The following is a 21,243-nucleotide window of genomic DNA, read 5'->3' as shown; positions in this document are numbered from 1 at the left end:
GGGCTGGTGGATCGGAGGACAAAGTGCGCTACGACACCGTCATCATCGGCGGAGCCATCGTCGGCTCCTCGGTCGCCTACTACCTTCGCGAGGAAGGCTTTTCCGGCTCCATCGCGCTGATCGAACGCGACCCGCAATTCGCCCATGCGGCAACGACGCTGTCCATGGCCTCGATCCGTCAGCAATTCTCGATTCCGGAAAATATCCGGCTGTCGCAGTTCACGCTAAACCTGTTCCGGCGGCTGAAGGAGACCTTTGGCACCGACGCCGATATCGGTTTTCGCGAAGGCGGCTATCTCATCCTGGCCGGCGAGGCCGGGTTGCCGATCCTGAAAGCCAACCACCAAGCACAGGTCGCCGAGGGCGCCGACATTCTGCTCGAGGATGCCGACCAGCTGGCAAAGCGCTTTTCGTGGCTGTCGACGGAAGGCATCAGCGCCGGCGCCTTCGGCCGCAGCGGCGAGGGCTGGTTCGACGCTCATGCGATGCTGACGCTGTTCCGCAAGGCGCTGCGCGACAGACAAATCGATTTCATCGCCGCCGACGTCACCGGCATCGAGAGGCAGGGCAACCGCGTCACCGGCGTGGACCTCGACAACGGCGAAAGACTGCAAGCCGGCATCGTCGTCAATGCCGCCGGGCCGAATGCCGGCAAGGTGGCCGGCATGGCGGGACTCGTGCTGCCCGTCGAGCCGCGCAAGCGCAACGTTTTCGTCTTCGAGGCGCGGGCAAAATACGCCGACATGCCGCTGCTGGTCGACCCATCCGGCATCTATGTCCGGCCTGAAGGCTCGGTCTATCTCACCGGCGGCGCCGAGCTGGAGGAGGGCGATGGCCCCGCCGACCCCCGGGATTTCGACGTCGACTGGCCGCTGTTCGAAGAGGTGATCTGGCCCGTGCTGGCAACCCGCATCCCCGCCTTCGAGGCGATCAAGCCGACCCGCGCCTGGGCAGGCCATTACGACTACAACACGCTCGACCAGAACGCGGTGATCGGACCGCATCCCGAGGTCGAGAATTTCATCTTCGCCAACGGGTTCTCAGGGCATGGGCTGCAGCAGGCGCCGGCCGTCGGCAAGGCGCTGGCGGAGCTTTTGGTGCATGGCGGGTATCGGACCGTGGATTGCTCGGCGTTCGGGTACGCCAGAGTGGCCGAGGGAAGGGCGTTCCGGGAATTGAATGTGATTTGAGGCGGGCGGAATAGGATCGCTCTGTCGAGTTCCCGCCCACCCCCCTCTGCCCTGCCGGGTATCTCCCCCGCAAGGGGGCAGATTGGCAGCTTCGGCGAAGGCGCCATTCTTGCAACGTCGGCGATTGGCGAAAGCGGTCGCGGCATCTGATCTCCCCCCTTGCGGGGGAGATGGCCGGCAGGCCAGAGGGGGGGCTGTCCCGCGAGAGTCTAAGCAACCATCGCACTGACAGCCATCGCGTTGCCCAGTGCATGCCCGGCGGCCGTGTTGTCGAAAATGCCCCAGACCTCGGCACCGGAAGCGGCCGCTGCTTCCACTTGCCGCGCAAACCGGTCGAGCGTTTCGGCATCGTAACCCGAATGGTAGATGCGCGGCGCGCCGTGCCAGCGGAAATAGGCAAGGCCGGGCGAGCCACCCGGCCCTGCTGCCTCCGGAACCGAAGCCGGGTCGGCGGCGACCCGTGCGACCTGGTGACCGGCCAGCAGTGCGTCCGCCTCGGCGCCGAACCAGCTGGGATGGCGCGGCTCGCATGCCAGCCTTGCCCGGACACACTTGCTCAACATGTCGAAGAAACCGCCGGCGACCTCCGGCTCGAAGGGCAGGCTTGGCGGCAGCTGCGCCAGAAGCACGCTCAGCTTTTCGCCGAGACCTTCGACCTGCCCGAGAAAGTCCTCCGTCAGCCCCTCGCAATCGGCGAGGCGATGCTCATGGGTCATGCTCTTCGGTGCCTTGACCGCGAAGCGGAAGTGCTCCGGCACGGCGTGCGCCCAGCGCTCATAGGTCTCGCGGCGGTGCGGCTTGTAGAACGAGGTGTCGATCTCGACGACCGGAAAGCGTTTTCCGTAACGTTCGAGATGCGACCCGGGCTGCGGAAAGTCAGCCTTGTATCGAGACGGAATTCCCCAGCCGGCGGTGCCTATGAGAGATCGGCGATTTCCCATGCTGGGGATGTGGACCGGATGAAGCGCGGGTCAAGGGCGGCGCCGGCAGGCGTTGTTCCGCGGGGTCCTGAACACCGTTCCGCATTGCCCGAGAACCTTGCCCGCCTTGACTGCCCAACCCGATCGGCAATTGCGCCCGACGCTCGTCAGCCCTCGCGGGAGAACCAGAACGCGTCGGCCATTCGCGTCATGCTAATACGCTCATAGAAGCCGACGGCGTCGGGCATCGAGATCAGGCTGATGGCGACCGAAGGCCCAAGCTGCCGGCGGGCCTCGTCCATCAGGCCCTTGCCGATGCCGACGCCTTGCGCCGATTGCGACACGGCGAGCTCTGAGACGTAGCACACCCAGGAAAAATCGGTGATGGCCCTGATAACGCCGATCAGCGGCCTGCCTTCGATGTCGAGCCGCGCCGTGAGCACCAGGTTCGCGCCTGAAAGCATCGCCTGCAGCCGGGCGTCGTCATCGACGGGGCGTGTTTCGCCGAGCGTGGATTCGACCAGCACGCGGCGGAACTCGGCGACGTCGAGCTCAGGCTCCCTGGCATAGATAATCTTCGATTGTGCGGTCATGGGCGTAAGGTGCACCAGCGGCAGCCGGTTTTAAAGACAGTGCCGCGTCGATCTTTCGATCGGGCCGCGCACCAACAGTTGCCTTTTATTTGCCGGCGGCTTTGTGTAAACCGGGCGCCAGCAAACCCTGACGCAACGAATTATCGATCAAGAACGGGCAAAAGCCATGGAAAAATTCACCAAGCTCACCGGCGTCGCCGCACCGATGCCGATCGTCAATGTCGACACCGACATGATCATCCCCAAGGATTATCTCAAGACGATCAAACGCACCGGGCTCGGCAGCGGCCTGTTCGCCGAAATGCGCTACAAGGACGATGGCTCGGAAAACCCCGACTTCGTGCTCAACAAGCCGGCCTACCGCAAGGCGCAGATCCTGGTCGCCGGCGACAATTTCGGCTGCGGTTCGAGCCGCGAACACGCGCCGTGGGCGCTGCTCGATTTCGGCATTCGCTGCGTCATCTCGACCTCGTTCGCCGACATTTTCTACAACAACTGCTTCAAGAACGGCATCCTGCCGATCACCGTCAGCGCCGAAGACCTGGAGAAGCTGATGGACGACGCCTCGCGCGGCTCCAATGCGACGGTGTCCGTCGACCTCGAGGCCAAGGAAATCCGCGGACCGGATGGCGGCGTGGTGACGTTCGAACTCGACGACTTCAAGCGCCACTGCCTGCTGAACGGTCTCGATGATATCGGCCTGACCATGGAGAAGGCCGGCGCCATCGCCTCGTTCGAGAAGAAGAACGCTGCCGAGCGTCCTTGGGCCTGAGTGGTACGAGATGGCCCGGCCGCCACAAAGCCGGGTTCGTGGCGGCTGAACGGAGGGGACAGTCATGACACGTTTTCTTCTTGCCGGCGCCTGCGCGCTGGCGTGGATGCTGATGCCGGTGGCCGGCGCGCAAGCACAGACCGACAAGATACTCGTGCCGGCAGAAGATCCGTCCGCCGCCGATCCGGGCGCGTCGGGCAATGCGGCCCTGGCGGACGATGACAGCCAGGGGCCGGTCCCGTTCGAGGGCGGGCAGCTGACCATCACCCAGCCGGAGCAGGATGGCGAAAAGGTGCTGGCCTATGACGGCGAGCAGCTGGCCAGCAATTACGACGTGTTCTTCGACAGAACAGTCAAGGTCGGCGGCGTCGACGTGGCGCTGGTCGATGTCGGCGACGGCGGCAACCAGTGCGGCCCGGCCAAGGTCATCGTCTGGAAGCCGGAAGGCGGCGAGATACAAAGCCTCAAGGTCGAACAGGACGAATGCGGCGCGCCGCCGGCGGCGGTGGCCGACAACGCCATCTATTTCGTGCCGTATCTGTTGCCGGGCGATACGAAGCAAGCGCTGCAATGGTCGCCCAGCGACGGGCTGACGATCTCGGGCGACCTGACCTACGCGCCGGAGCCGGGTACGGACTGGAAGGACGTCGATCCGGCCAAATACCAGAACATCATCGACGCCTTCCACAATGAGGCCGTCTACAAGGCGGCGCAGACGCTACTCGGCGACACCATGCCCGACATGGCGACCAGCCTGCTGGTCGGCGGCGGCACCGAAAAGACGGCGTCGGGCGCCTTCTACGCCACCGGCTGCGTGCCGCACGCATGCGGCAGCAATGACGGTTTCATGGCGGTCGACCCGGCCAAGCACACGCTCTACTTCGCCCGGCGCGGCGACAATGGCGAGCCGCAGGCGTGGCCTGACGTGAAGACCTGGCCTGCGGATGTGAAGGAAGCAATGGACAAGGCGCAGGAGTCGGGGAACTAGGGTTCGCGGCAGCGCGGCGAACACTCGGTGTTCATGCTTGTTCCGTCGCGATCCGTCACACCCCCCTCTGCCCTGCCGGGCATCTCCCGCTCAAGGGGGGAGATCAGACGTCACTCTGGCTTTCGCCAATCGCAAATGTGGAAAGCGAGAAAGGCGTCCGAACTGCCCTTGAGGGGGAGATGGCCGGCAGGCCAGAGGGGGGTGCTGTCCCGCCGACGACCAAGATTTGCACCTGACTTGGCCCATGGCCTGGCCGGCCCTTTTCCTGCAAAGTGTCCGAAACCACAGCGAGGCTCCATGCGCACACTCATCTCCACCGGTTCGCCCTTCGAAAAAACCGCCGGCTATTCGCGCGCGGTGGTGCAGGGCGACTGGTGCTTCGTCTCGGGAACCACCGGCTATGACTATGCGACGATGGCCATGCCGGAAACGGTGGAGGCGCAGACGCGCAATTGCCTGGCGACCATCGCCGAGGCGCTGAGGGATGGCGGCTTCGACATGGCCGATGTGGTGCGGGCGCATTACTACATCACCGACCAGGCCATCGCGGACGTCGTCTTCCCCATCCTCGGCGAGGCTTTCGGCGAGATCAGGCCGGCGGCGACGATGATCGTGTGCCAGCTCAACAAGCCGGAAATGAAGATCGAGATCGAAGTCACGGCGCTGCGGCGCACGGCTTGAGGAGGCCAAAGCCATGACGGTCCGGCGCATCGTAGCCAATATCGGGACGCAGGACGCGGCGGCGGCGAAACGCTTCTATCAGGACGTGCTTGGCCTCGATGTGCTGATGGATCAGGGCTGGATCGTCACCTTAGGCTCCGACGAACGGATGCAGGTGCAGATCAGCTTCATGGCCCAGGGCGGCTCCGGCACGCCGGTGCCGGACCTCTCCATCGAGGTCGACGATGTCGATGCGGCGCTGCAAGGCATGAAGGCCGCCGGCTTTGCCGTCGAATACGGTCCGGCCGACGAGCCGTGGGGCGTACGGCGGTTTTACGTGCGCGATCCGTTCGGCCGGTTGGTGAATATTTTGTCGCACAAGTGATTTGTTCCTCTCCCCCGCCTCTGGCCACGGCGAGGAACCCAGGTCTTGAGAGGCGGGCGCCGTCGTAGCGTTCTTCATCCCCTTGCGCCGCAAGCTCTTGGCGTTTAGCAAGGCCGCGGTTTCTCCAAACAGCATCGGACGGTTCTCCATGGCTTCGAAAAATCTTGTCCTGCTCGCCGGCGACGGCATCGGCCCCGAGGCGATGGCCGAGGTGAAGAAGCTGATCGCGGCCATGAACGCAAAGCTCGGCAGCGGTTTTGCCACTGATGAAGGCTTGGTCGGCGGCTGTGCCTACGACGCGCATGGCGCGGCGATTTCGGATGCCGACATGGCAAAGGCGATGGCTGCGGACGCCGTGCTGTTCGGCGCCGTCGGCGGGCCGAAATGGGACAAGGTGCCTTACGAGGTGCGTCCCGAGGCCGGGTTGCTACGGCTGCGCAAGGACATGGAGCTGTTCGCCAATCTGCGCCCCGCCATCTGCTATCCGGCGCTGGCCGCGTCGTCCTCGCTCAAGCAGGAGGTGGTCGAGGGCCTCGACATATTGATCGTGCGCGAGCTTACCGGCGGCGTCTATTTCGGCGAGCCCAAGCAGATCATCGATCTCGGCAACGGCCAGAAGCGCGGCATCGACACGCAGGTCTACGATACGTTCGAGATCGAGCGGATTTCGGGCGTCGCCTTCGAGCTGGCGCGCACGCGCAAGAACCACGTGACATCGATGGAAAAGCGCAACGTCATGAAATCCGGCGTGCTGTGGAACGAGGTTGTCACCCAGACCCAGAAGACTCGCTATGCCGACGTCAAGCTCGACCACATGCTTGCCGATGCCGGCGGCATGCAGCTGGTGCGCTGGCCAAAGCAGTTCGACGTCATCGTCACCGACAATCTGTTCGGCGACATGCTGTCCGACATCGCCGCCATGCTGACCGGATCGATCGGCATGCTGCCGTCGGCTTCGCTCGGCGCGCCCGATGTGAAAACCAGGAAGCGCAAGGCGCTGTACGAGCCGGTGCATGGCTCGGCGCCCGACATTGCGGGACAGGGCATCGCCAACCCGATCGCCATGATCGCGTCGTTTGCCATGTGCATGCGATATTCGTTCGGGATGGTCGATGAGGCCGACAAGCTCGAAGGCGCAATAGCCGCCGTGCTCGACGACGGGCTCCGGACGAAGGATATTTTGTCCGAGGGCATGACCGAAGTCGGCACTGTCGCAATGGGCGATGCCATCATCGCCAAGTTCCTTGGCTGATCGGCGGTCTACCCCGGTCACACCTAAAACGGGATCTCGTTGTTGGGTGGGGGTTCAGTTGTCTCGTGGCTGATGTTCTCTACGATGCACTTTGCCCGATGGTACAGCTCGTCAAACGTGATGATCTCGGGCGCGCGGATGTTGCGTCGATAAAGCTCGAAGCAGGCGATCTTGTCGTCGTTCCCCGCTATCTCCGATAAATTGCCGACGATTAGGTAGCTTTTCGGGTCCACCGCGTAGAGATAGCCATTCTGATCGTTACCTTGGCCGTCTTTCTGGCGGTCGCGGAATCGGTTGCGTGTGAACTCAAAGGTCGTTTTCTGTACTTGGGTTACGGCGCTTGATAATTCGTCGGACACCGCCCAACAACCGGCTCTGTAGAAATCCGACTGCAGAAGCTCGGTCATGTTCCGTTTTATTTCGATCAGAACGTACTGGCTTACCTCGGCGCGAGTGTGCATCAGTCCATCCGCGCGCTTTCCGGCATGGTCGAATGCGCTGCCGGTCGTTGTTGCCTCCAGCTTCTTGGCGACTTTGTCGAGGAAAACGTAATTAAGCCCGTGTCCGAATATCCATGTATTGCGTTCGAAAAAACTCTGCCAATCGGCTTCGGAAACACGGTTGTTCAGATTGTTTTCGAACTCGCGCAGCGCCTCGCGTTTAGCGGCCACAGCATAGATATCAGCGTGGAGTTCTGGTGCGTTAGACAGCCCTTTCAAAAGCTCATCACCGCGCGAACTCGCGAGAAGTGTTTTTAAGGTCTCCAACTGAATGTTGCTGAGACCGATGCGCACCTTCTTCACGTCGCTTAGGTCGAGCGCAGCCAGCAGAGAAACAAACTGCCTCAGGTGCGACAGTTGGAAGTTGTTGAGCTGAAGGCTGCCGTCTTCCTGCCAGCCGTAGGTCTTGTGAAATTTCAGCTTTGTTAGCTTGAACGTACCAAAATCCTTCTTGTCCTTGACATAGAAAACCGACACTGCCAGCCGCGATCGGGGTGTCACCTCGACCTCGGCAAGTAACGTTTCGTCTTCGGATACTAGCGTTGCATAAGCCCCCTCTCGGCCTGGGTGCACGTAGAGGGTTTCGGGAATGTAATTCTTTAAGTACTCGACATCGGATGACATGAAAGTCCGCCCCGGCGGCCTGCTGTTCGCTCAAACGTAACATAAACTGGAGCATTCCCCACACAGCGAGATCGGCGCAAACCAAAGTGCCGCGTTTCCACCCCTAACTGATGCCGTCGCGACTAAACCCTGACCCCCTGCGGAACCGGCCCCCACTGGTTTTCGCGGCCTTGGGTCGGGATCAATCCGAGTATCAGCGCGAGGATCAGCGTAGCCGGAGCGAACATGAAGGTGATTGCGAAGTAAGGTATTGCCAGCCAGCCGGTCAGGCCGATGTCGTGCAAGCGGCGCACGACGAGCCCGACCCAGGGCAGGAACGTCGCCAGCCAAAACAGCCCCCAGACGCCGATCATCACAATCGGCCAGTTGCCGGCATCGAAATTGCCGACGGCCTGGTCGGCGAGGGCGCCGGCAATTCCGACCAGGATGAAGCTGACGGTCCAGAACAGGCAGTAGCCCCAGAATTCCTTGCGGCGGGCGCGTTCGGCGAAGTTGATGTAGTTGCGCGTCACGCCTCGCCAGAAATAACCCGGCAGTCCGCTATCGCGAACCGCGCCGTCTTCCGCCAGGCGGCCGAAATGCTGTGGGGCGGCTGAAGCGGCAGCCGCCTTGGGCGGCGCGGCGCTTGCCGCTGGCGCAGCGGTGGCGGGACTGGCGGGCTGGGCGCGGATTGAAAAAACGTCGCGCGCCTGACCGCTTGCCGGCAGAAACTCGACCACTGCGCCGTTCGCGATCACGGTATCACGGCGCAGATCCTCGCGCGCGAAGGTGTAGCGGTTGCCGTCCGCCCCGGTGATGAAGCCGAAACCCTGGGCCTCGTCATAGTGAAGAACTTCGCCGCGCATTTAGCCTCGCCCCCGTGTAGGCACAGACTGTTCAAAGTTGCGGCGGACTGCAAGGGGTTGGACGAAATGGAGGGTAAACGGTTCAGGCATGAGTTGCTTCATTTTCCCGTCCGTTGGCGCTGCCCCTCACCTGCCTGCCGGCATCCTCTCCCCGTATAATGGCGGGGAGAGGGGTCGCTGTTATTGACAATTCCGCCAATCGCCAACGTTGCAAGAAGAGCGCCAAGGCTGCGGTCAGCCGTTTCTCCCCGTCACTATACGGGGAGAAACGCCAGGCAGGGCAATGAGGGGCAGCGCCTGCATCTGTAATTGGCCGATAAGAGCCTCAAACCGGCCGCTTCTTCGGTTTCTTGTTCTTCGGCGGTCCAGCCTTGTCGAATTTCGGTTTCCCGGCCCAAGGCTTTGCATCGCCGGCGGGCCGTTCCCGCTTCTCGAATTTCGGCTTGTGTGCGCTTTGCGGCGCCTCGAACGGTCGCTTGCCGCGATGCGGTTTCTTGTCCGGCTTCGGCGCCTGGTAGCCGGCCCGCGACAGGTCGGGCGTGCCGTCCAGGCGCTTCACCACGATGTTGCCCTGCAGCTTCTTGTCGGGGCCGATGGCGGCGAGGAAGCGATCGGCCCAGTCGGCCGCGATCTGCACGTAGGTCTCATCCTGCTGCATCTTGATGGAGCCGATCTCGCGCTTGGAGATGTTGCCGGTGCGGCACAGCATCGGGATCAGCCAGCGCGGCTCGGCATTTTGCTTGCGCCCGATCGACAGCGAGAACCAGACACTGTCGCCGAAGTCGTCGCGCCGGCTTGGCGCTTCATCGCGCTCGAATTTTTCGCCCGCCGGTTTGTCACGCGAAGGCGTGAACGGTGCGACATCCGTAAGCTCCTCGGGCGCCGAGCGGCTGGCGCGGCATTGGCGCACGAAGGCGGCGGCCACCTGTTCGGCGCCATGCTTGGCCAGAAGCGCGTCGATGAAGCCGCGCTCGTCCTCGGCAATCGGCTCTTCGAAGGCTGGATCGGCAAGGATGCGCTCGTCGTCGCGCTTGATGACGTCGTCGGCGGAGGGCGGGCTCGCCCATGTCGCCTTCAGCCCTGCATTCTGCAGCAGCCGTTCGGTGCGCTTGCGGGCGCCGTTGGGCACGATCAGCGCACTGACGCCCTTGCGTCCGGCTCGGCCGGTTCGGCCGCTGCGGTGCAGCAGCGTTTCGGGATTGGTCGGCAGATCGGCGTGGATGACCAGTTCGAGATTGGGCAGGTCGATGCCGCGCGCTGCGACGTCCGTGGCAATGCAGACCTTGGCGCGGCCGTCGCGCATCGCCTGCAGCGCGTGGGTGCGTTCGTTCTGGCTGAGCTCGCCCGACAGTGCGACGACGGAAAAATTGCGGTTGTTGAAGCGTGCCGTCAGATGATTGACGGCGGCGCGGGTGTTGCAGAACACCAGCGCGTTCTTCGCCTCGTAAAACCGCAGCACGTTGATGATGGCGTTCTCGCGGTCGGGATAGGCGACATTCAGCGCCCGGTATTCGATATCGAGATGCTGCTTTTCCTCGCCGCCGGCCGAGATGCGTACGGCGTCGCGCTGATAGCCTTGCGCCAGCGTGGCGATCGAGCGCGGCACGGTGGCCGAAAACATCAGCGTGCGGCGCTGAGCCGGTGCGGCATCGAGGATGAATTCGAGGTCCTCGCGAAAGCCCAGGTCGAGCATCTCGTCGGCCTCGTCCAGCACCACGGCTTTCAGCGCCGACATGTCGAGGGAGTTGCGGGTGATGTGGTCGCGCAGGCGGCCGGGCGTGCCGACGACGATGTGGGCGCCGCGCTCCAGCACGCGCCGTTCGGAGCGCATGTCCATGCCGCCGACGCAGGACGCGACGGTGGCGCCGGTCGGCGCGTAGAGCCATTGCAATTCGCGCATCACCTGCAGAGCGAGCTCGCGCGTCGGCGCCACGGCCAGCGCCAGCGGTGCGCCAGCCTGGTCAAAACGTTCGGCGCTTCCAAGAAGGGTCGGCGCCAAAGCGAGGCCGAAGGCGACGGTCTTGCCTGAGCCGGTCTGCGCCGACACCAGAGCGTCGGACTCGCCGAGCTCCAGCACGGCCTTCTGCACTGGCGTCAGCTCGGTATAGCCGCGTTTTTCCAGCGCTTCTGCCAGCGCAGGAACAATAGCTTCGAAATTGGACATCTCACTCTTTCGGAATTCAGGGTCTGGGCTCATCATGGAGCACATGCCGGGGCTGACGCACGCCAGCCAAACACTATTTGGGCGTTCGTACTTCTTGCGGCCGCTATTGTACAGGGCAGGCGTGTGCCTGGCCGCAATTGACTCCTGACGCAAACCGCGTAAAAGCCGGCATCGAACGGGATCATTTTCGATGCGCGGCCTTCTGATGGCTCTTCTTGCCTTCGACTTCCCCGGCCACAATCATGGGGCCGGGCGCGTCGGCGCGTCTTACCGTTCCAGCAAAACCATGGCCAAAAAAACCACCACCACGGTGTGATTCCCTTGGCCTAACCACCCTCTCCCGGGTCCGGCCCGGGGGACGGAACCCGCATTGGCCGGCGGGTTTTCTCCAAAAACCAAGCGGAGAGGGACAGGAGATTTCTGATGAGTTTCAAGGTTGCGGTAGTCGGCGCCACGGGCAATGTGGGTCGCGAAATGCTCAACATACTGGAAGAGCGCGGCTTTCCGGTAAGCGAAGTCGTGGCGCTGGCCTCGCGGCGCAGCCAGGGCACCGAAGTGTCGTTCGGCGACCGTTCGCTGAAGGTCAAGACGCTCGACCAGTATGATTTTTCCGACACCGACATCTGCATCATGTCGGCCGGCGGCAACGTCTCGAAGGAGTGGTCGCCGAAGATCGGCAAGCAGGGCTGCGTCGTCATCGATAACTCGTCGGCCTTCCGCTATGATCAGGACGTGCCGCTGATCGTGCCGGAAGTGAACCCGGATGCGATCTCGCTGTTCACCCGCAAGAACATCATCGCCAATCCGAACTGCTCGACGGCGCAGCTGGTCGTGGCGCTGAAGCCGCTGCACGATGTCGCCACCATCAAGCGCGTCGTCGTCGCCACCTATCAATCGGTATCCGGCGCCGGCAAGGAAGGCATGGACGAACTCTTTACACAGACCCGCGCGGTGTTCGTCGCCGATGGCGTCGAGGTCAAGAAGTTCACCAAGCGCATCGCCTTCAACGTCATTCCGCATATCGACGTCTTCCTCGACGACGGCTCGACCAAGGAAGAGTGGAAGATGGTCGCCGAGACCAAGAAGATGCTCGACCCCAAGATCAAGCTGACGGCGACCTGTGTGCGCGTGCCGGTGTTCATCGGCCATTCCGAAGCCGTCAACATCGAGTTCGAAAAGCCGATCACCGCCGACGAGGCGCGCGATATCCTGCGCGAAGCGCCGGGCTGCCAGGTCTTGGACAAGCGCGAGGATGGCGGCTACATCACGCCGCTGGAATCGGCCGGCGAGGACGCCACCTTCATCTCGCGCATCCGCGAGGATTCGACCATCGACAACGGCCTGTCGATGTGGATCGTCTCCGACAATCTGCGCAAGGGCGCGGCGCTCAACGCGGTGCAGATCGCCGAGCTTCTGGTCGAGCGCGGCCTGATCCAGCCGAAGAAGAAGGCGGCATAGTTTATTCGCTCACGGGCCGTATCGCCGCTGCCGCGGCGGGCCCTCCGCGGGGGCGCCGGAAAGCCGGCGGCCCGCAGTCGCGGGCTCGGCCTTCGGCCGAAGCCTTCCTTCTCCCCGTTCACGGGGAGAAGGTCCCGGCAGGGGGATGAGGGCAGCGCTGACCTCTGTTGAGAAACGCCTTTGAACGATCCCACCGGTAGTGTGCTGAGAGTTCTGCAAATTCGCTGAGAGGGGGCGGTCATGGCAGGCTGGTGATTGTTCACGTCACCTGATTCCCGCGAAGGAACGCCACCATGACCAAGACTGAAGTTAAGACCGCCAGCGCTGCCGTCAAAGACATTTTGCTTTCGAACCCGGATGGATTGCACGAAGTGCTCCGTGCGGTGATGCAGGAGGTGCTTGAGGCCGAGATGGACGAGGCGCTGGGTGCCTCGAAGAGCGAGCGCACGCCCGAACGGCTTGGCTATCGCTCGGGCTATTACGGCCGCACCCTTGTGACGCGGGTCGGCAAGCTCGAGCTGCGGGTTCCGCAGGACCGGGCCGGGCGCTTCTCCACCGAGCTGTTCGAGCGCTACCAGCGTTCCGAGCGGGCCTTGGTGGCGACACTGGCGGAGATGTATGTGCAGGGCGTGTCGACCCGCAAGGTGAAGGCGATCACGGAAGAACTGTGCGGCCATGCCTTCTCGGCCTCGTCGATCTCGGCCATCAACAAGCGGCTGGATGAGAGCCTCGCTGCCTTTGCCAGGCGCCCCCTTCAAGAGCCGTTTCCTTACCTCATCCTCGATGCGCGCTACGAGAAGGTGCGTGAAGCCGGTGTTGTCATGAGCCAGGCGGTGCTGATAGCGGTCGGTATCGACTGGGACGGAAGGCGCCAGATCCTGGCCGTGGAGATGGCCAATCGCGAGAGCCGCTCGGCCTGGAGGGACTTCCTCGTCGGCCTCAAGGCGCGCGGCCTCAAGGGCGTCGAGTTGGTTGTGTCCGACGATCACGCCGGCCTGGTGGCAGCGATCGGCGAGGTGATCCCCGAAGCCGCCTGGCAACGCTGCTACGTGCACTTCCTCAGGAACGCGCTCGATCATCTGCCGAGGAAGCACGGCGACGACTGCCTTCAGGAATTGCGCTGGCTCTACGACCGGCGCGATCTCGCAGAGGCCAGGGCTGATCTTGCCGCATGGCTTGCCAAATGGTCGGCACGCTATCCGCGCCTGACAGGCTGGGCCGAGGATGCCATCGAACAAACCCTGACCTTCTTCAGGCTGCCGAGACAGCACCACAAGCATCTCAAATCCACCAACATGCTGGAGCGGCTCAACGAGGAAATCCGCCGGCGCACCTATGTCGTGCGCATCTTCCCCAACACCGAAAGCTGCCTGCGCCTGGTCAGGGCCTTGGCCGTCGAGACCAACGAAAACTGGATGGAGGCCAACCGATACATCAACATGGACGACCTGCGCGAGCACAAGAAGCTCGCTCTGCGCCAAGCCGCATGACCAGCATCATGGCTGCCCCATTTTGCAGAACTTGACGCACACAACCATCCCACCAAAATCGTGCTGCGACCCGCCACGGCTTTGGATGCCGCGACCATCGCCATTGTCATGCGGGCCGCACTTGGCTCGTTCTCCTGGATGCCGGTCATCCACACGCCGGATGAGGATCTTGCCTTCATCCGCGAGATCGTGCTGTCCCGGCAGCAGGTGACGGTCGCCGAGGCCGGCACCGGCATTGTCGGCTTCATTGCCCTGAGCGGCGATTGGGTGGAACAGCTCTATCTCGACCCCGCCTGGATTGGGCAAGGCATCGGCAGCCGGCTGCTGGTGCAAGCGACCGCCGCGCTACGGATCGTTAAACTGCATTGCTTCCAGGGCAACACCGGCGCGCGTCGCTTCTACGAGCGCCATGGCTTTCGCCCCGAGGCGTTCGGCGCGGGCACCACCAACGAAGAAGGCCTGCCGGATATTCTCTACGTGCGTCGGCTTGATATTCAGCCGGCGTTATCCTTGGCCAGTTGGCGCAATAACTCCATCGCTTCCTCGGCCCGCTCAGCGGGCACGAACAGATGGTCATGATAGAAAGCAGAGACCGGATTGACGCCCATGCCGGCGGCGGCCAGCCGGGCGGTGATGGCGGCGAGGAAGCCGACGGCTTCCAGCGAGGAGTGGACGTTCAGGGTGATCATGCGGCAGCGGAAGGCGGACTGCAGCCCGGCGGCCTGGTCTTCGGGCAAGATCAGCGTCGTGCCCTCCTTCTCGCGAAACAGCATCACCGGATTGAGCGTCTCGGGAACCGGTGCACCGGGGACCAGGGTGGCGAAGACATGGATGCCGGGAAGCAGTTCCGGCGTCATCGCCGCCAGCAGCTTTTTCAGATCAGTCTCGCCGGCCATTCGCTCGTCTCTCGCCCAGCCCTAACAATAGCCGTGACTGGTGGATGTCGATAGTCCGTCAAGGTCGAGGGACAGCACCCCCCTCTGCCCTGCCGGGCATCTCCCCCGCAAGGAGGGAGATCGGCGGTTTCGATGCTCCGCTCATTCATGGAACATTGCCGAAGCGGTCGAGCGTGTAATCTCCCCCCTTGCGGGGGAGATGGCCGGCGGGCCAGAGGGGGGTGTGAAGGATCGCCACGCAGCGGCTTTTGCTTGCTGCTACCCAAAAAGAATCCGCACCCTGTAGGATCGCCGCCCCATCGCTCGTCCTTGGTCCGAAGCCAGCAAACGGCTCGAACCGCTTAGGAGGGAACACCGTGAGTATTTCTCAAACCATGCCCGTCTCGTCGGGCGCCCTGTGGACCGGCCGCGTGCTCAGCGGCCTCATCATCCTGTTCATGATCTTCGACGGCGTCATCAAGCTGCCGCCGCTCGATGTCGTCACCCAGACCATGGTGCCGCTCGGCTGGCCGGCCGATGTCAATGTCGCGCGCACGCTCGGCATTATCGGGCTGATCTCGACCGCGCTCTATGCGCTGCCCCGCACCTCGGTGCTCGGCGCCATCCTGCTCACCGGCTATCTCGGCGGCGCCATCGCCACAAACATGCGCGTCGGCAGCCCGTTGTTTTCGCACACGCTGTTTAGCGTCTATCTCGGCATCATCCTGTGGGGCGGTCTCTATCTGCGCGACCCAAGCGTGCGCGCCCTGATCCCGTTCAGCCGTTAAGCGAGGAGAAAAACATGCTCAGCACCATTCTCATCATCCTGGTCGTCATCATCGTCGCCGTGCTCATCTATGCGGCGACGAGGTCGAATGATTTCGTCACCGCCCGCACCGCCAGCATCAAGGCCGCGCCGGAAGCGATCTTTCCGCTGATCAACAATTTCAAGCACTGGCCGGAGTGGTCACCCTACGAAAAGCTCGACCCCGAGATGAAGCGCACGCTGTCGGGCGCTGATGCCGGCAAGGGCGCCGCCTACGCCTGGGAAGGCAATGCCAAGGCCGGCAAGGGACGCATGGAGATCGTCAATTCCGTGCCATCCTCGCTGGTGTCGCTGAAGCTCGACTTCGAGAAGCCGTTCCGGGCCAACAACAGCGTCGACTTCACCCTGAAGCCCTCGGGCGACACCACCGCAGTCACCTGGGCAATGCGCGGCAGCCGGCCCTTCATTGCCAAGCTTTTGGGCCTCTTCATGAATTTCGATACGCTGATCGGCAAGGATTTCGAGGCTGGCCTCGCCAATCTGAAGAAGGCCACTGAAAGGTAAAACGTCCTGCATTTCAACAAGCTCGGCGGCGGTCGTTACGAATGTGACAGGCACGCGCACCGGGATCTCTCACGTCTTCGGGATCAAATCAGCTGTCTGGGAGTTAGAGCCGTGGCGGCGAGGACGGCGATCCGCGTGAGAGAGGAACGACAATGAAAAAAGCGATGATCATTCTGGTACTGGCGACCGCACTGGGTGCGTGCTCGCAAACCGAAAAGGGTGCCGCGGTCGGCGGCCTCGGCGGCGCGGCGGTTGGCGCAGCTGTGGCAAATGATCCGGTTCAGGGCGCCGTCGTCGGCGGCGCCGTCGGCGCCGTGGCCGGCGCGCTGATCGGCCGTGCCAGCGAAAGCGGTCAATGTCGCTACCGCGGCCGCAACGGGCGCACCTACATCGCCAGATGCCCCGACGGTTATTGAACACAGCCAGGTCCAACATCGGAAACCGGCGGCTATAGATCGCCGGTTTCGCTGTTGCCCAAGGCAGCTGGACCATGGCTGCCTGCGCTACAGCAATCCCCGGATATGCTCCCAAGCCAGGCGGCCCAGGCGCGTGTCGGCGTCGTCATTGCCGCCATGGGCATGCAGCCTCGAGCGCGGCGTGATTTCGCCCGGCAGCAGAATGCGGTGGCCGGCGTCGGGCACTGAGACGAGGCAGGTGGTCATTGCGGTGTCCTGGCGACGCCGAACGATCGACTGGGCAAAATCCAGCGATGGCCATAGCGCGTCGTCGCCGCCCGCAACCAGAACAATGTCCGCTGAAATAGCTTCGGCGGGAATGGCAGCCTTGGCCGCTGCGTCCTCGAAGGTTTGCAAGGCACGTAGGAAGAGCCGCCGGTAGGACACCAGACCACGACATACTCGGCGTTCCAAGCGGGATTGCTTGGGACAAACGGCAAAGGAATCCCCTCGATCGTCCACGACGATCGTTCCGGCCAGCTGACGCCGTCGCGGCCCGGCCCGATATTGCCCCAGACCACCGATGTCGGGCTGATCGCAACCACGAGGCCGATGCGTGGATCGTGAGCCGCCGCAAGCAGGGAGGCCTCGGCGCCTTTCGAGGTCCCGACATAGACGATGCGCCGGCATCCCATCTGGACAAGATAGTCGGTCGCCGCGAAAAACGTTTCGAGCGGGATCTCGCAAATGCCGGGCACCTGACCTTCGCCGCCAAACCATTGCAGCGCGAGAGCGGATGCTCCTTCCTTGGCAAAGAGCCGGGCGCGGGTGACGTCGATGCGGCCGCTCGATCCGCTGAGCACGACGACGCCTGTCGTGGCGCCGGCGCATCGCAACAGCGTTCCGGCTACGCCGCCGAAAAGGGTCTCTTCCGTGACGGTCCGCTCAGTCATCTTTCGTTCGAACGCATATGGCATCGCCGCACAATAGCAAAACGGCGGGCACAGGCCCGCCGTTTTGTCGATGCGATGACGCGGTTGCTTATTCGGCGGTGGCGGCTTCCGCTTCGGCCGGGGCTGCAGCAGCGGCGGCAACGGCGGCGGCGGCGTCTTCCTGGGCCTTCTTCAGCAGAGAGGCGCGTTCCTGCGCCTTCTTGCCGGGCTCGGCCTTCTTCGGGTTGGAGCGGGCTTCGCGCTTGAGGAGGCCGGCCTCATCGAGGAAGCGCAGCACGCGGTCGGTCGGCTGGGCGCCGTGCGACAGCCAATGCTTGACGCGGTCGGCGTCGACCTTGACGCGCTCGCCGTCCTTGGGCAGCAGCGGGTTCCACGAGCCGATCGACTCGATGAACCGGCCGTCGCGCGGCGAACGGGCGTCGGCGATGACGACGTGGTAGTAAGGGCGCTTCTTCGAGCCCGCACGGGCCAGTCTGATCTTCAAGGGCATTTCATTTCTCCTAAATTTCTGATTTCAGTGTTGGGTTAATGGCTTTGTCTGGTGCAGGTCGTTGTCCCAAAACCGCTGCGCACTTTTGGGCGACATGCACTTTGTTAGCCGGTTTTGCTTGCGCCGTTGGACGCGGCGATCTGCTCGTGATGGCGGATCACTTCGCGGACGACGAAGTTGAGGAATTTTTCCGCGAAATCGGGGTCGAGATGAGCGTCCTTCGCCAGCTGGCGAAGGCGGGTGATCTGCTCCTGCTCGCGCGCCGGGTCGGCGGGCGGCAGGCCATGCTCGGCCTTGAGCACGCCGACCGCCTTGGTGCAGCGGAAGCGCTCGGCCAGCATATGAATGAGGGCGGCGTCGATGTTGTCGATCGAGGCGCGATAGCCGGCCAGGATGGTGCGTGCGTCGGCCATGTCTTTTTCTTCGTTCATAGCGTCCTCACTTCTTCTTTCCGAGGCCGGGCAGACCACCGCCGCCAAGGCCGGGAAGCTTCATGCCGCCGGGCAGACCGGGCAGGCCACCGCCGCTCGGGGTGGGCGGGCCCTTCATGCCGCCAAGGCCGGGCATCTGCTTCTGCAAGGCTTCGAGCTGCTTGGGATCCATCTTGGAGAGGTCGGGCATGCCGCCACCCATCATGCCGCCGGGGCCACCCGGCATCATGCCGCCGAGGCCCATCTTGGAGGCAAGGCCGCCCATCATGCCGCGCATCAGGCCGCCGCCTTTGCCCTTGCCGCCCATCGCCTTCATCATGTCGGCCATGCCGCGATGCATTTTCAAGAGCTTGTTGATCTCGGCCGCATCCGTGCCTGAGCCGGCGGCGATGCGCTTCTTGCGCGAATGTTTCAGCATGTCCGGATTGGCGCGCTCGGCCTTGGTCATCGACGAGATGATGGCGAGTTGGCGGCCGAACATCTTGTCGTCGAGGCCGGCGGCCGCCATCTGGTCCTTCATTTTGCCCATGCCGGGCATCATGCCCATGATGCCGCCCATGCCGCCCATTTTCGACATCTGCTGAAGCTGGCCGGCAAGGTCGTTCAGGTCGAACTTGCCCGACTGCATCTTTTTGGCCATCGCAGCCGCCTGCTCGGCGTCGATGTTTTCGGCGGCCTTTTCGACCAGCGAGACGATGTCGCCCATGCCGAGGATGCGGTCTGCAATACGCTTGGGGTGGAATTCCTCCAGCCCGTCCATCTTTTCGCCGGTGCCGATCAGCTTGATCGGCTTGCCGGTGACGGCGCGCATCGAAAGCGCGGCACCGCCACGGCCATCGCCGTCCATGCGGGTCAGCACCAGGCCGGTGATGCCGACGCGCTCGTCGAAGCTTTTGGCAAGGTTGACGGCGTCCTGGCCGGTCAGCGAATCCGCGACCAGCAGGATTTCGTGCGGGCTCGACATCTTCTTGATGTCGGCCATCTCCACCATCAGCGGCTCATCGATATGGGTGCGGCCGGCGGTGTCGAGGATGACGACGTCATGACCGCCGAGCTTGGCTGCCTGGACGGCGCGCCTGGCGATGTCGACCGGGTTCTGGCCCGCAATGACAGGCAGGGTCGCGACTTTGACCTGCTCGCCGAGCTGGCGCAGCTGCTCTTGCGCCGCGGGCCGCCGCGTGTCGAGCGAGGCCATCAGAACCTTCTTGTTCTGGCGCTCGGTCAGGCGCTTGGCGATCTTGGCGGAGGTCGTCGTCTTGCCGGAGCCCTGCAGGCCGACCATCATGATGACGACCGGCGCCGGCGCATTGAGGTCGATGGCGACGCCCTCGGCGCCGAGCATGTCGACCAACTCGTCATGGACGATCTTGACGACCATCTGTCCGGGCTTGATCGACTTGACGACGGCGGCGCCGACGGCCTTCTCGCGCACCTTGTCGGTGAAGGAACGCACCACTTCCAGCGCAACGTCGGCTTCGAGCAGCGCACGGCGCACCTCGCGCAACGCCGCCGAGACATCAGCCTCCGACAGCGCGCCGCGGCCTGTCAGGCCGTTCAGGATGGAGCCAAGGCGCTCCTGAAGTGATTCAAACATTGGTCAACCCGCCGCGCGAGAGCGCCTTGGATTCATGGTGATCCCTGTCGGGCCGATGGCCCGCCACGCCTCTTGTGCGCTCCTGCAGCGATTCAAACATTCCGTTTCCTTTTTCTCAGGCACCCCGATGGTGCCCGAGAGGTAGTGCGTTCGCGCCGCTCATCCAAGCAAAGCTCAAAACCAAAAAGCACCCGGGGGCGCTCAGCGCTGCCGGGTGTTGGCCTCCAGGATCTGTTTACAGCACCCACCTCAAAAGGTTTTGGCGTCCTGGTCGGCTTGCTCGGAGGGATACTCGTCGCGGATTTCGGGGCTGTAGACAGGAAATCGGCCGAAGAGTCAAGACAAGGGCGGCTTCCCGGTCTCTGGATCGGTCCCTGTTTAGTTCACCCTGCATCCCGAGGGTCGGCCGTAACCTTCAGCGGCGAGCGCGGGTGCAGAAGCAGCAGGATCGTCAGCAAGGTGCAGACGATACCGATGGCGGCGATGATGACGGCATCCGTCGTCGTCCAGTCCGGACCTTCCAGCGGCTTGGCGTTGAACAGGGCGAAGGAATTGTAGTTCTCCTGATGCGAGATCAGCAGGAAGCCGGTGAGATTGTTGCCGAGATGGGCGCCGAAGGCGGCGCCGAGATTGCCGGTGACATAAACCACCAGCGTCAACAGCAAGGCGAAGGCGGCGATCGAGGCCAGCACGCAGGCGTTGATGGCGGGGCTCGAGCCCGGGCTCCAATGCAAGGAGGTGAACAGCAAAGCGGGCAATGGCGCCCACACGTAAGGGCTCTCGAAGCGCTTGGCCAGGCCGCGCAGCAGATAGCCGCGAAACAGCATCTCCTCGGACGAGGTCTGCAGCAGGGTCAGCGCCACGATCGGGAGCAGGAACAGCAGCCAGGTCGACAGGTTGATCGTGCCGCGGGCGATTTCGGGCTGTAGCCAGTAGAGCAGGATTTCGGAAAGCGCCGATGTGATCAGCACCGCAACTAGGCCCTTGAGGAAGCCCGACAAGGACACGCGGCGACTGGCGCCGAAAAGCGCCGAGAGCGGCTCGCCATGGACGAAACGCATGGCAAGCCAGAGGCCGAGCCAGATGCCGGTAAACGAGGTGAGTGCGGTGAGTATGCCGATGGGCGAGGCCAGAAAGCCCTGAAGCGGCCCGCGCGGATCGTCCGGCAATACATGCCAGACGATCGCGACATAGGTGCCGCCAAGCACCACAACCAGGGTGATCGCCACCCAGAACAGGACGACGACCGCCGTTCCAATTATCAGCCGCGGCAGGTTCGTCTTTTCGGTGGCCGTGTTGCTATAGCGCTCGAAGGCGGCTGGATCTGATATCAC

At 63.3% G+C, this 21,243-nt stretch carries 23 protein-coding genes and 1 pseudogene; 13 read left to right on the top strand and 11 right to left on the bottom strand.

Going from position 1 to position 21,243, the window contains the following annotated elements:
* Positions 1 to 23 precede the first annotated feature (23 nt).
* A complete protein-coding gene (locus ACYG9V_RS04000) occupies positions 24 to 1,190 on the top strand; it encodes an NAD(P)/FAD-dependent oxidoreductase (protein WP_352765978.1) in 1,167 nt (388 codons plus the stop codon).
* A 209-nt stretch (positions 1,191 to 1,399) separates the two neighbouring features.
* Here ACYG9V_RS04000 and ACYG9V_RS03995 read toward each other — a convergent pair whose 3' ends face one another.
* Entirely contained in the window at positions 1,400 to 2,131 is a 732-nt protein-coding gene (locus ACYG9V_RS03995) for a DUF72 domain-containing protein (RefSeq protein ID WP_352765979.1), read from the bottom strand.
* A 146-nt stretch (positions 2,132 to 2,277) separates the two neighbouring features.
* Complete coding sequence (locus ACYG9V_RS03990; RefSeq protein ID WP_352765980.1) at positions 2,278 to 2,703, bottom strand: GNAT family N-acetyltransferase; 426 nt, start codon at positions 2,701 to 2,703, stop codon at positions 2,278 to 2,280.
* Positions 2,704 to 2,869: 166 nt separating this feature from the next.
* Here ACYG9V_RS03990 and leuD point away from each other — a divergent pair, with 166 nt between their 5' ends.
* The 5 genes from leuD to leuB all read left to right on the top strand — a co-directional run bounded on the left by leuD (position 2,870) and on the right by leuB (position 6,760).
* Positions 2,870 to 3,475, top strand: coding sequence for a 3-isopropylmalate dehydratase small subunit (gene leuD, locus ACYG9V_RS03985; RefSeq protein ID WP_023687648.1), 606 nt, complete (start codon positions 2,870 to 2,872; stop codon positions 3,473 to 3,475).
* Between the two features lie 64 nt (positions 3,476 to 3,539).
* Positions 3,540 to 4,463 (top strand): hypothetical protein, encoded by a 924-nt coding sequence (locus ACYG9V_RS03980; RefSeq protein ID WP_352765981.1) that lies wholly within the window; start codon positions 3,540 to 3,542, stop codon positions 4,461 to 4,463.
* Positions 4,464 to 4,760: 297 nt separating this feature from the next.
* Positions 4,761 to 5,144: a RidA family protein gene (locus ACYG9V_RS03975; protein WP_023699291.1), complete on the top strand. Its 384-nt coding sequence runs from the start codon at positions 4,761 to 4,763 to the stop codon at positions 5,142 to 5,144.
* A 13-nt stretch (positions 5,145 to 5,157) separates the two neighbouring features.
* Entirely contained in the window at positions 5,158 to 5,508 is a 351-nt protein-coding gene (locus ACYG9V_RS03970; RefSeq protein WP_352765982.1) for a VOC family protein, read from the top strand.
* A 148-nt stretch (positions 5,509 to 5,656) separates the two neighbouring features.
* Positions 5,657 to 6,760, top strand: a complete 1,104-nt coding sequence (leuB, locus tag ACYG9V_RS03965; protein WP_352765984.1) for a 3-isopropylmalate dehydrogenase — start codon at positions 5,657 to 5,659, stop codon at positions 6,758 to 6,760.
* A 23-nt stretch (positions 6,761 to 6,783) separates the two neighbouring features.
* Here the strand turns inward: leuB and ACYG9V_RS03960 are convergent, their stop codons facing one another.
* The 3 genes from ACYG9V_RS03960 to ACYG9V_RS03950 all read right to left on the bottom strand — a co-directional run bounded on the left by ACYG9V_RS03960 (position 6,784) and on the right by ACYG9V_RS03950 (position 10,893).
* Positions 6,784 to 7,884 carry a Shedu immune nuclease family protein gene (locus tag ACYG9V_RS03960; RefSeq protein WP_352765985.1) on the bottom strand — a complete coding sequence of 367 codons (1,101 nt, stop codon included), beginning with the start codon at positions 7,882 to 7,884 and terminating at the stop codon, positions 6,784 to 6,786.
* Between the two features lie 122 nt (positions 7,885 to 8,006).
* Complete coding sequence (locus ACYG9V_RS03955) at positions 8,007 to 8,729, bottom strand: DUF805 domain-containing protein (RefSeq protein WP_352765986.1); 723 nt, start codon at positions 8,727 to 8,729, stop codon at positions 8,007 to 8,009.
* A 325-nt stretch (positions 8,730 to 9,054) separates the two neighbouring features.
* The gene (locus ACYG9V_RS03950; RefSeq protein WP_352497740.1) at positions 9,055 to 10,893 is read right to left on the bottom strand and encodes a DEAD/DEAH box helicase; all 1,839 of its coding nucleotides are present in this window, start codon (positions 10,891 to 10,893) and stop codon (positions 9,055 to 9,057) included.
* 190 nt (positions 10,894 to 11,083) lie between these two features.
* On the opposite strand from ACYG9V_RS03950, the gene ACYG9V_RS03945 reads away from it, so the two are divergent.
* The 4 genes from ACYG9V_RS03945 to ACYG9V_RS03930 all read left to right on the top strand — a co-directional run bounded on the left by ACYG9V_RS03945 (position 11,084) and on the right by ACYG9V_RS03930 (position 14,420).
* Positions 11,084 to 11,209, top strand: coding sequence for a hypothetical protein (locus ACYG9V_RS03945; protein WP_023671697.1), 126 nt, complete (start codon positions 11,084 to 11,086; stop codon positions 11,207 to 11,209).
* A gap of 107 nt (positions 11,210 to 11,316) precedes the next feature.
* Positions 11,317 to 12,351 (top strand): aspartate-semialdehyde dehydrogenase, encoded by a 1,035-nt coding sequence (locus ACYG9V_RS03940; protein WP_023671698.1) that lies wholly within the window; start codon positions 11,317 to 11,319, stop codon positions 12,349 to 12,351.
* 293 nt (positions 12,352 to 12,644) lie between these two features.
* Complete coding sequence (locus ACYG9V_RS03935; RefSeq protein ID WP_286456782.1) at positions 12,645 to 13,841, top strand: IS256 family transposase; 1,197 nt, start codon at positions 12,645 to 12,647, stop codon at positions 13,839 to 13,841.
* 60 nt (positions 13,842 to 13,901) lie between these two features.
* Complete coding sequence (locus ACYG9V_RS03930) at positions 13,902 to 14,420, top strand: GNAT family N-acetyltransferase (RefSeq protein WP_352765929.1); 519 nt, start codon at positions 13,902 to 13,904, stop codon at positions 14,418 to 14,420.
* Here the strand turns inward: ACYG9V_RS03930 and ACYG9V_RS03925 are convergent.
* Positions 14,336 to 14,737: an ACT domain-containing protein gene (locus ACYG9V_RS03925; protein WP_023814781.1), complete on the bottom strand. Its 402-nt coding sequence runs from the start codon at positions 14,735 to 14,737 to the stop codon at positions 14,336 to 14,338. The two genes, ACYG9V_RS03930 and ACYG9V_RS03925, sit on opposite strands and share 85 nt — an antisense overlap.
* Before the next feature lie 356 nt (positions 14,738 to 15,093).
* Here ACYG9V_RS03925 and ACYG9V_RS03920 point away from each other — a divergent pair, with 356 nt between their 5' ends.
* The 3 genes from ACYG9V_RS03920 (at position 15,094) to ACYG9V_RS03910 (ending at position 16,462) form a co-directional block, all read left to right on the top strand.
* Complete coding sequence (locus tag ACYG9V_RS03920) at positions 15,094 to 15,504, top strand: DoxX family protein (RefSeq protein WP_023687655.1); 411 nt, start codon at positions 15,094 to 15,096, stop codon at positions 15,502 to 15,504.
* A gap of 14 nt (positions 15,505 to 15,518) precedes the next feature.
* Complete coding sequence (locus tag ACYG9V_RS03915) at positions 15,519 to 16,046, top strand: SRPBCC family protein (RefSeq protein ID WP_023805919.1); 528 nt, start codon at positions 15,519 to 15,521, stop codon at positions 16,044 to 16,046.
* A gap of 152 nt (positions 16,047 to 16,198) precedes the next feature.
* Entirely contained in the window at positions 16,199 to 16,462 is a 264-nt protein-coding gene (locus ACYG9V_RS03910; RefSeq protein WP_023834710.1) for a YMGG-like glycine zipper-containing protein, read from the top strand.
* A gap of 87 nt (positions 16,463 to 16,549) precedes the next feature.
* On the opposite strand, the pseudogene ACYG9V_RS03905 reads toward ACYG9V_RS03910, so the two are convergent.
* The 5 genes and pseudogenes from ACYG9V_RS03905 to ACYG9V_RS03885 all read right to left on the bottom strand — a co-directional run bounded on the left by ACYG9V_RS03905 (position 16,550) and on the right by ACYG9V_RS03885 (position 21,243).
* Positions 16,550 to 17,394 (bottom strand): annotated as a pseudogene (locus tag ACYG9V_RS03905) (acyl-CoA thioester hydrolase/BAAT C-terminal domain-containing protein).
* A gap of 88 nt (positions 17,395 to 17,482) precedes the next feature.
* Positions 17,483 to 17,884 (bottom strand): 30S ribosomal protein S16, encoded by a 402-nt coding sequence (gene rpsP, locus ACYG9V_RS03900; RefSeq protein WP_023671705.1) that lies wholly within the window; start codon positions 17,882 to 17,884, stop codon positions 17,483 to 17,485.
* A 104-nt stretch (positions 17,885 to 17,988) separates the two neighbouring features.
* A complete protein-coding gene (locus ACYG9V_RS03895; protein WP_023671706.1) occupies positions 17,989 to 18,315 on the bottom strand; it encodes a chorismate mutase in 327 nt (108 codons plus the stop codon).
* Between the two features lie 7 nt (positions 18,316 to 18,322).
* Positions 18,323 to 19,909, bottom strand: coding sequence for a signal recognition particle protein (gene ffh / locus ACYG9V_RS03890; protein WP_023671707.1), 1,587 nt, complete (start codon positions 19,907 to 19,909; stop codon positions 18,323 to 18,325).
* Between the two features lie 383 nt (positions 19,910 to 20,292).
* Positions 20,293 to 21,243: a CPBP family intramembrane glutamic endopeptidase gene (locus ACYG9V_RS03885; protein WP_352765927.1), complete on the bottom strand. Its 951-nt coding sequence runs from the start codon at positions 21,241 to 21,243 to the stop codon at positions 20,293 to 20,295.

This window comes from Mesorhizobium sp. W016, from assembly GCF_054719485.1.
This window is presented reverse-complemented; position numbering and strand designations above follow the sequence as displayed.

Excerpts from the sequence above, each read along its gene's own strand:
- ACYG9V_RS03910 (WP_023834710.1), top strand. The coding sequence starts at position 16,199 with ATGAAAAAAGCGATGATCATTCTGGTACTGGCGACCGCACTGGGTGCG.
- ACYG9V_RS03955 (WP_352765986.1), bottom strand. The coding sequence starts at position 8,729 with ATGCGCGGCGAAGTTCTTCACTATGACGAGGCCCAGGGTTTCGGCTTC.
- leuB (WP_352765984.1), top strand. The coding sequence starts at position 5,657 with ATGGCTTCGAAAAATCTTGTCCTGCTCGCCGGCGACGGCATCGGCCCC.
- ACYG9V_RS03980 (WP_352765981.1), top strand. The coding sequence starts at position 3,540 with ATGACACGTTTTCTTCTTGCCGGCGCCTGCGCGCTGGCGTGGATGCTG.
- ACYG9V_RS03945 (WP_023671697.1), top strand. The coding sequence starts at position 11,084 with ATGCGCGGCCTTCTGATGGCTCTTCTTGCCTTCGACTTCCCCGGCCAC.
- ACYG9V_RS03895 (WP_023671706.1), bottom strand. The coding sequence starts at position 18,315 with ATGAACGAAGAAAAAGACATGGCCGACGCACGCACCATCCTGGCCGGC.
- ACYG9V_RS03950 (WP_352497740.1), bottom strand. The coding sequence starts at position 10,893 with ATGTCCAATTTCGAAGCTATTGTTCCTGCGCTGGCAGAAGCGCTGGAA.
- rpsP (WP_023671705.1), bottom strand. The coding sequence starts at position 17,884 with ATGCCCTTGAAGATCAGACTGGCCCGTGCGGGCTCGAAGAAGCGCCCT.
- ACYG9V_RS03995 (WP_352765979.1), bottom strand. The coding sequence starts at position 2,131 with ATGGGAAATCGCCGATCTCTCATAGGCACCGCCGGCTGGGGAATTCCG.
- ACYG9V_RS03915 (WP_023805919.1), top strand. The coding sequence starts at position 15,519 with ATGCTCAGCACCATTCTCATCATCCTGGTCGTCATCATCGTCGCCGTG.
- ACYG9V_RS03925 (WP_023814781.1), bottom strand. The coding sequence starts at position 14,737 with ATGGCCGGCGAGACTGATCTGAAAAAGCTGCTGGCGGCGATGACGCCG.
- ffh (WP_023671707.1), bottom strand. The coding sequence starts at position 19,909 with ATGTTTGAATCACTTCAGGAGCGCCTTGGCTCCATCCTGAACGGCCTG.
- ACYG9V_RS03935 (WP_286456782.1), top strand. The coding sequence starts at position 12,645 with ATGACCAAGACTGAAGTTAAGACCGCCAGCGCTGCCGTCAAAGACATT.
- leuD (WP_023687648.1), top strand. The coding sequence starts at position 2,870 with ATGGAAAAATTCACCAAGCTCACCGGCGTCGCCGCACCGATGCCGATC.
- ACYG9V_RS03970 (WP_352765982.1), top strand. The coding sequence starts at position 5,158 with ATGACGGTCCGGCGCATCGTAGCCAATATCGGGACGCAGGACGCGGCG.
- ACYG9V_RS03975 (WP_023699291.1), top strand. The coding sequence starts at position 4,761 with ATGCGCACACTCATCTCCACCGGTTCGCCCTTCGAAAAAACCGCCGGC.
- ACYG9V_RS03940 (WP_023671698.1), top strand. The coding sequence starts at position 11,317 with ATGAGTTTCAAGGTTGCGGTAGTCGGCGCCACGGGCAATGTGGGTCGC.
- ACYG9V_RS03990 (WP_352765980.1), bottom strand. The coding sequence starts at position 2,703 with ATGACCGCACAATCGAAGATTATCTATGCCAGGGAGCCTGAGCTCGAC.
- ACYG9V_RS03960 (WP_352765985.1), bottom strand. The coding sequence starts at position 7,884 with ATGTCATCCGATGTCGAGTACTTAAAGAATTACATTCCCGAAACCCTC.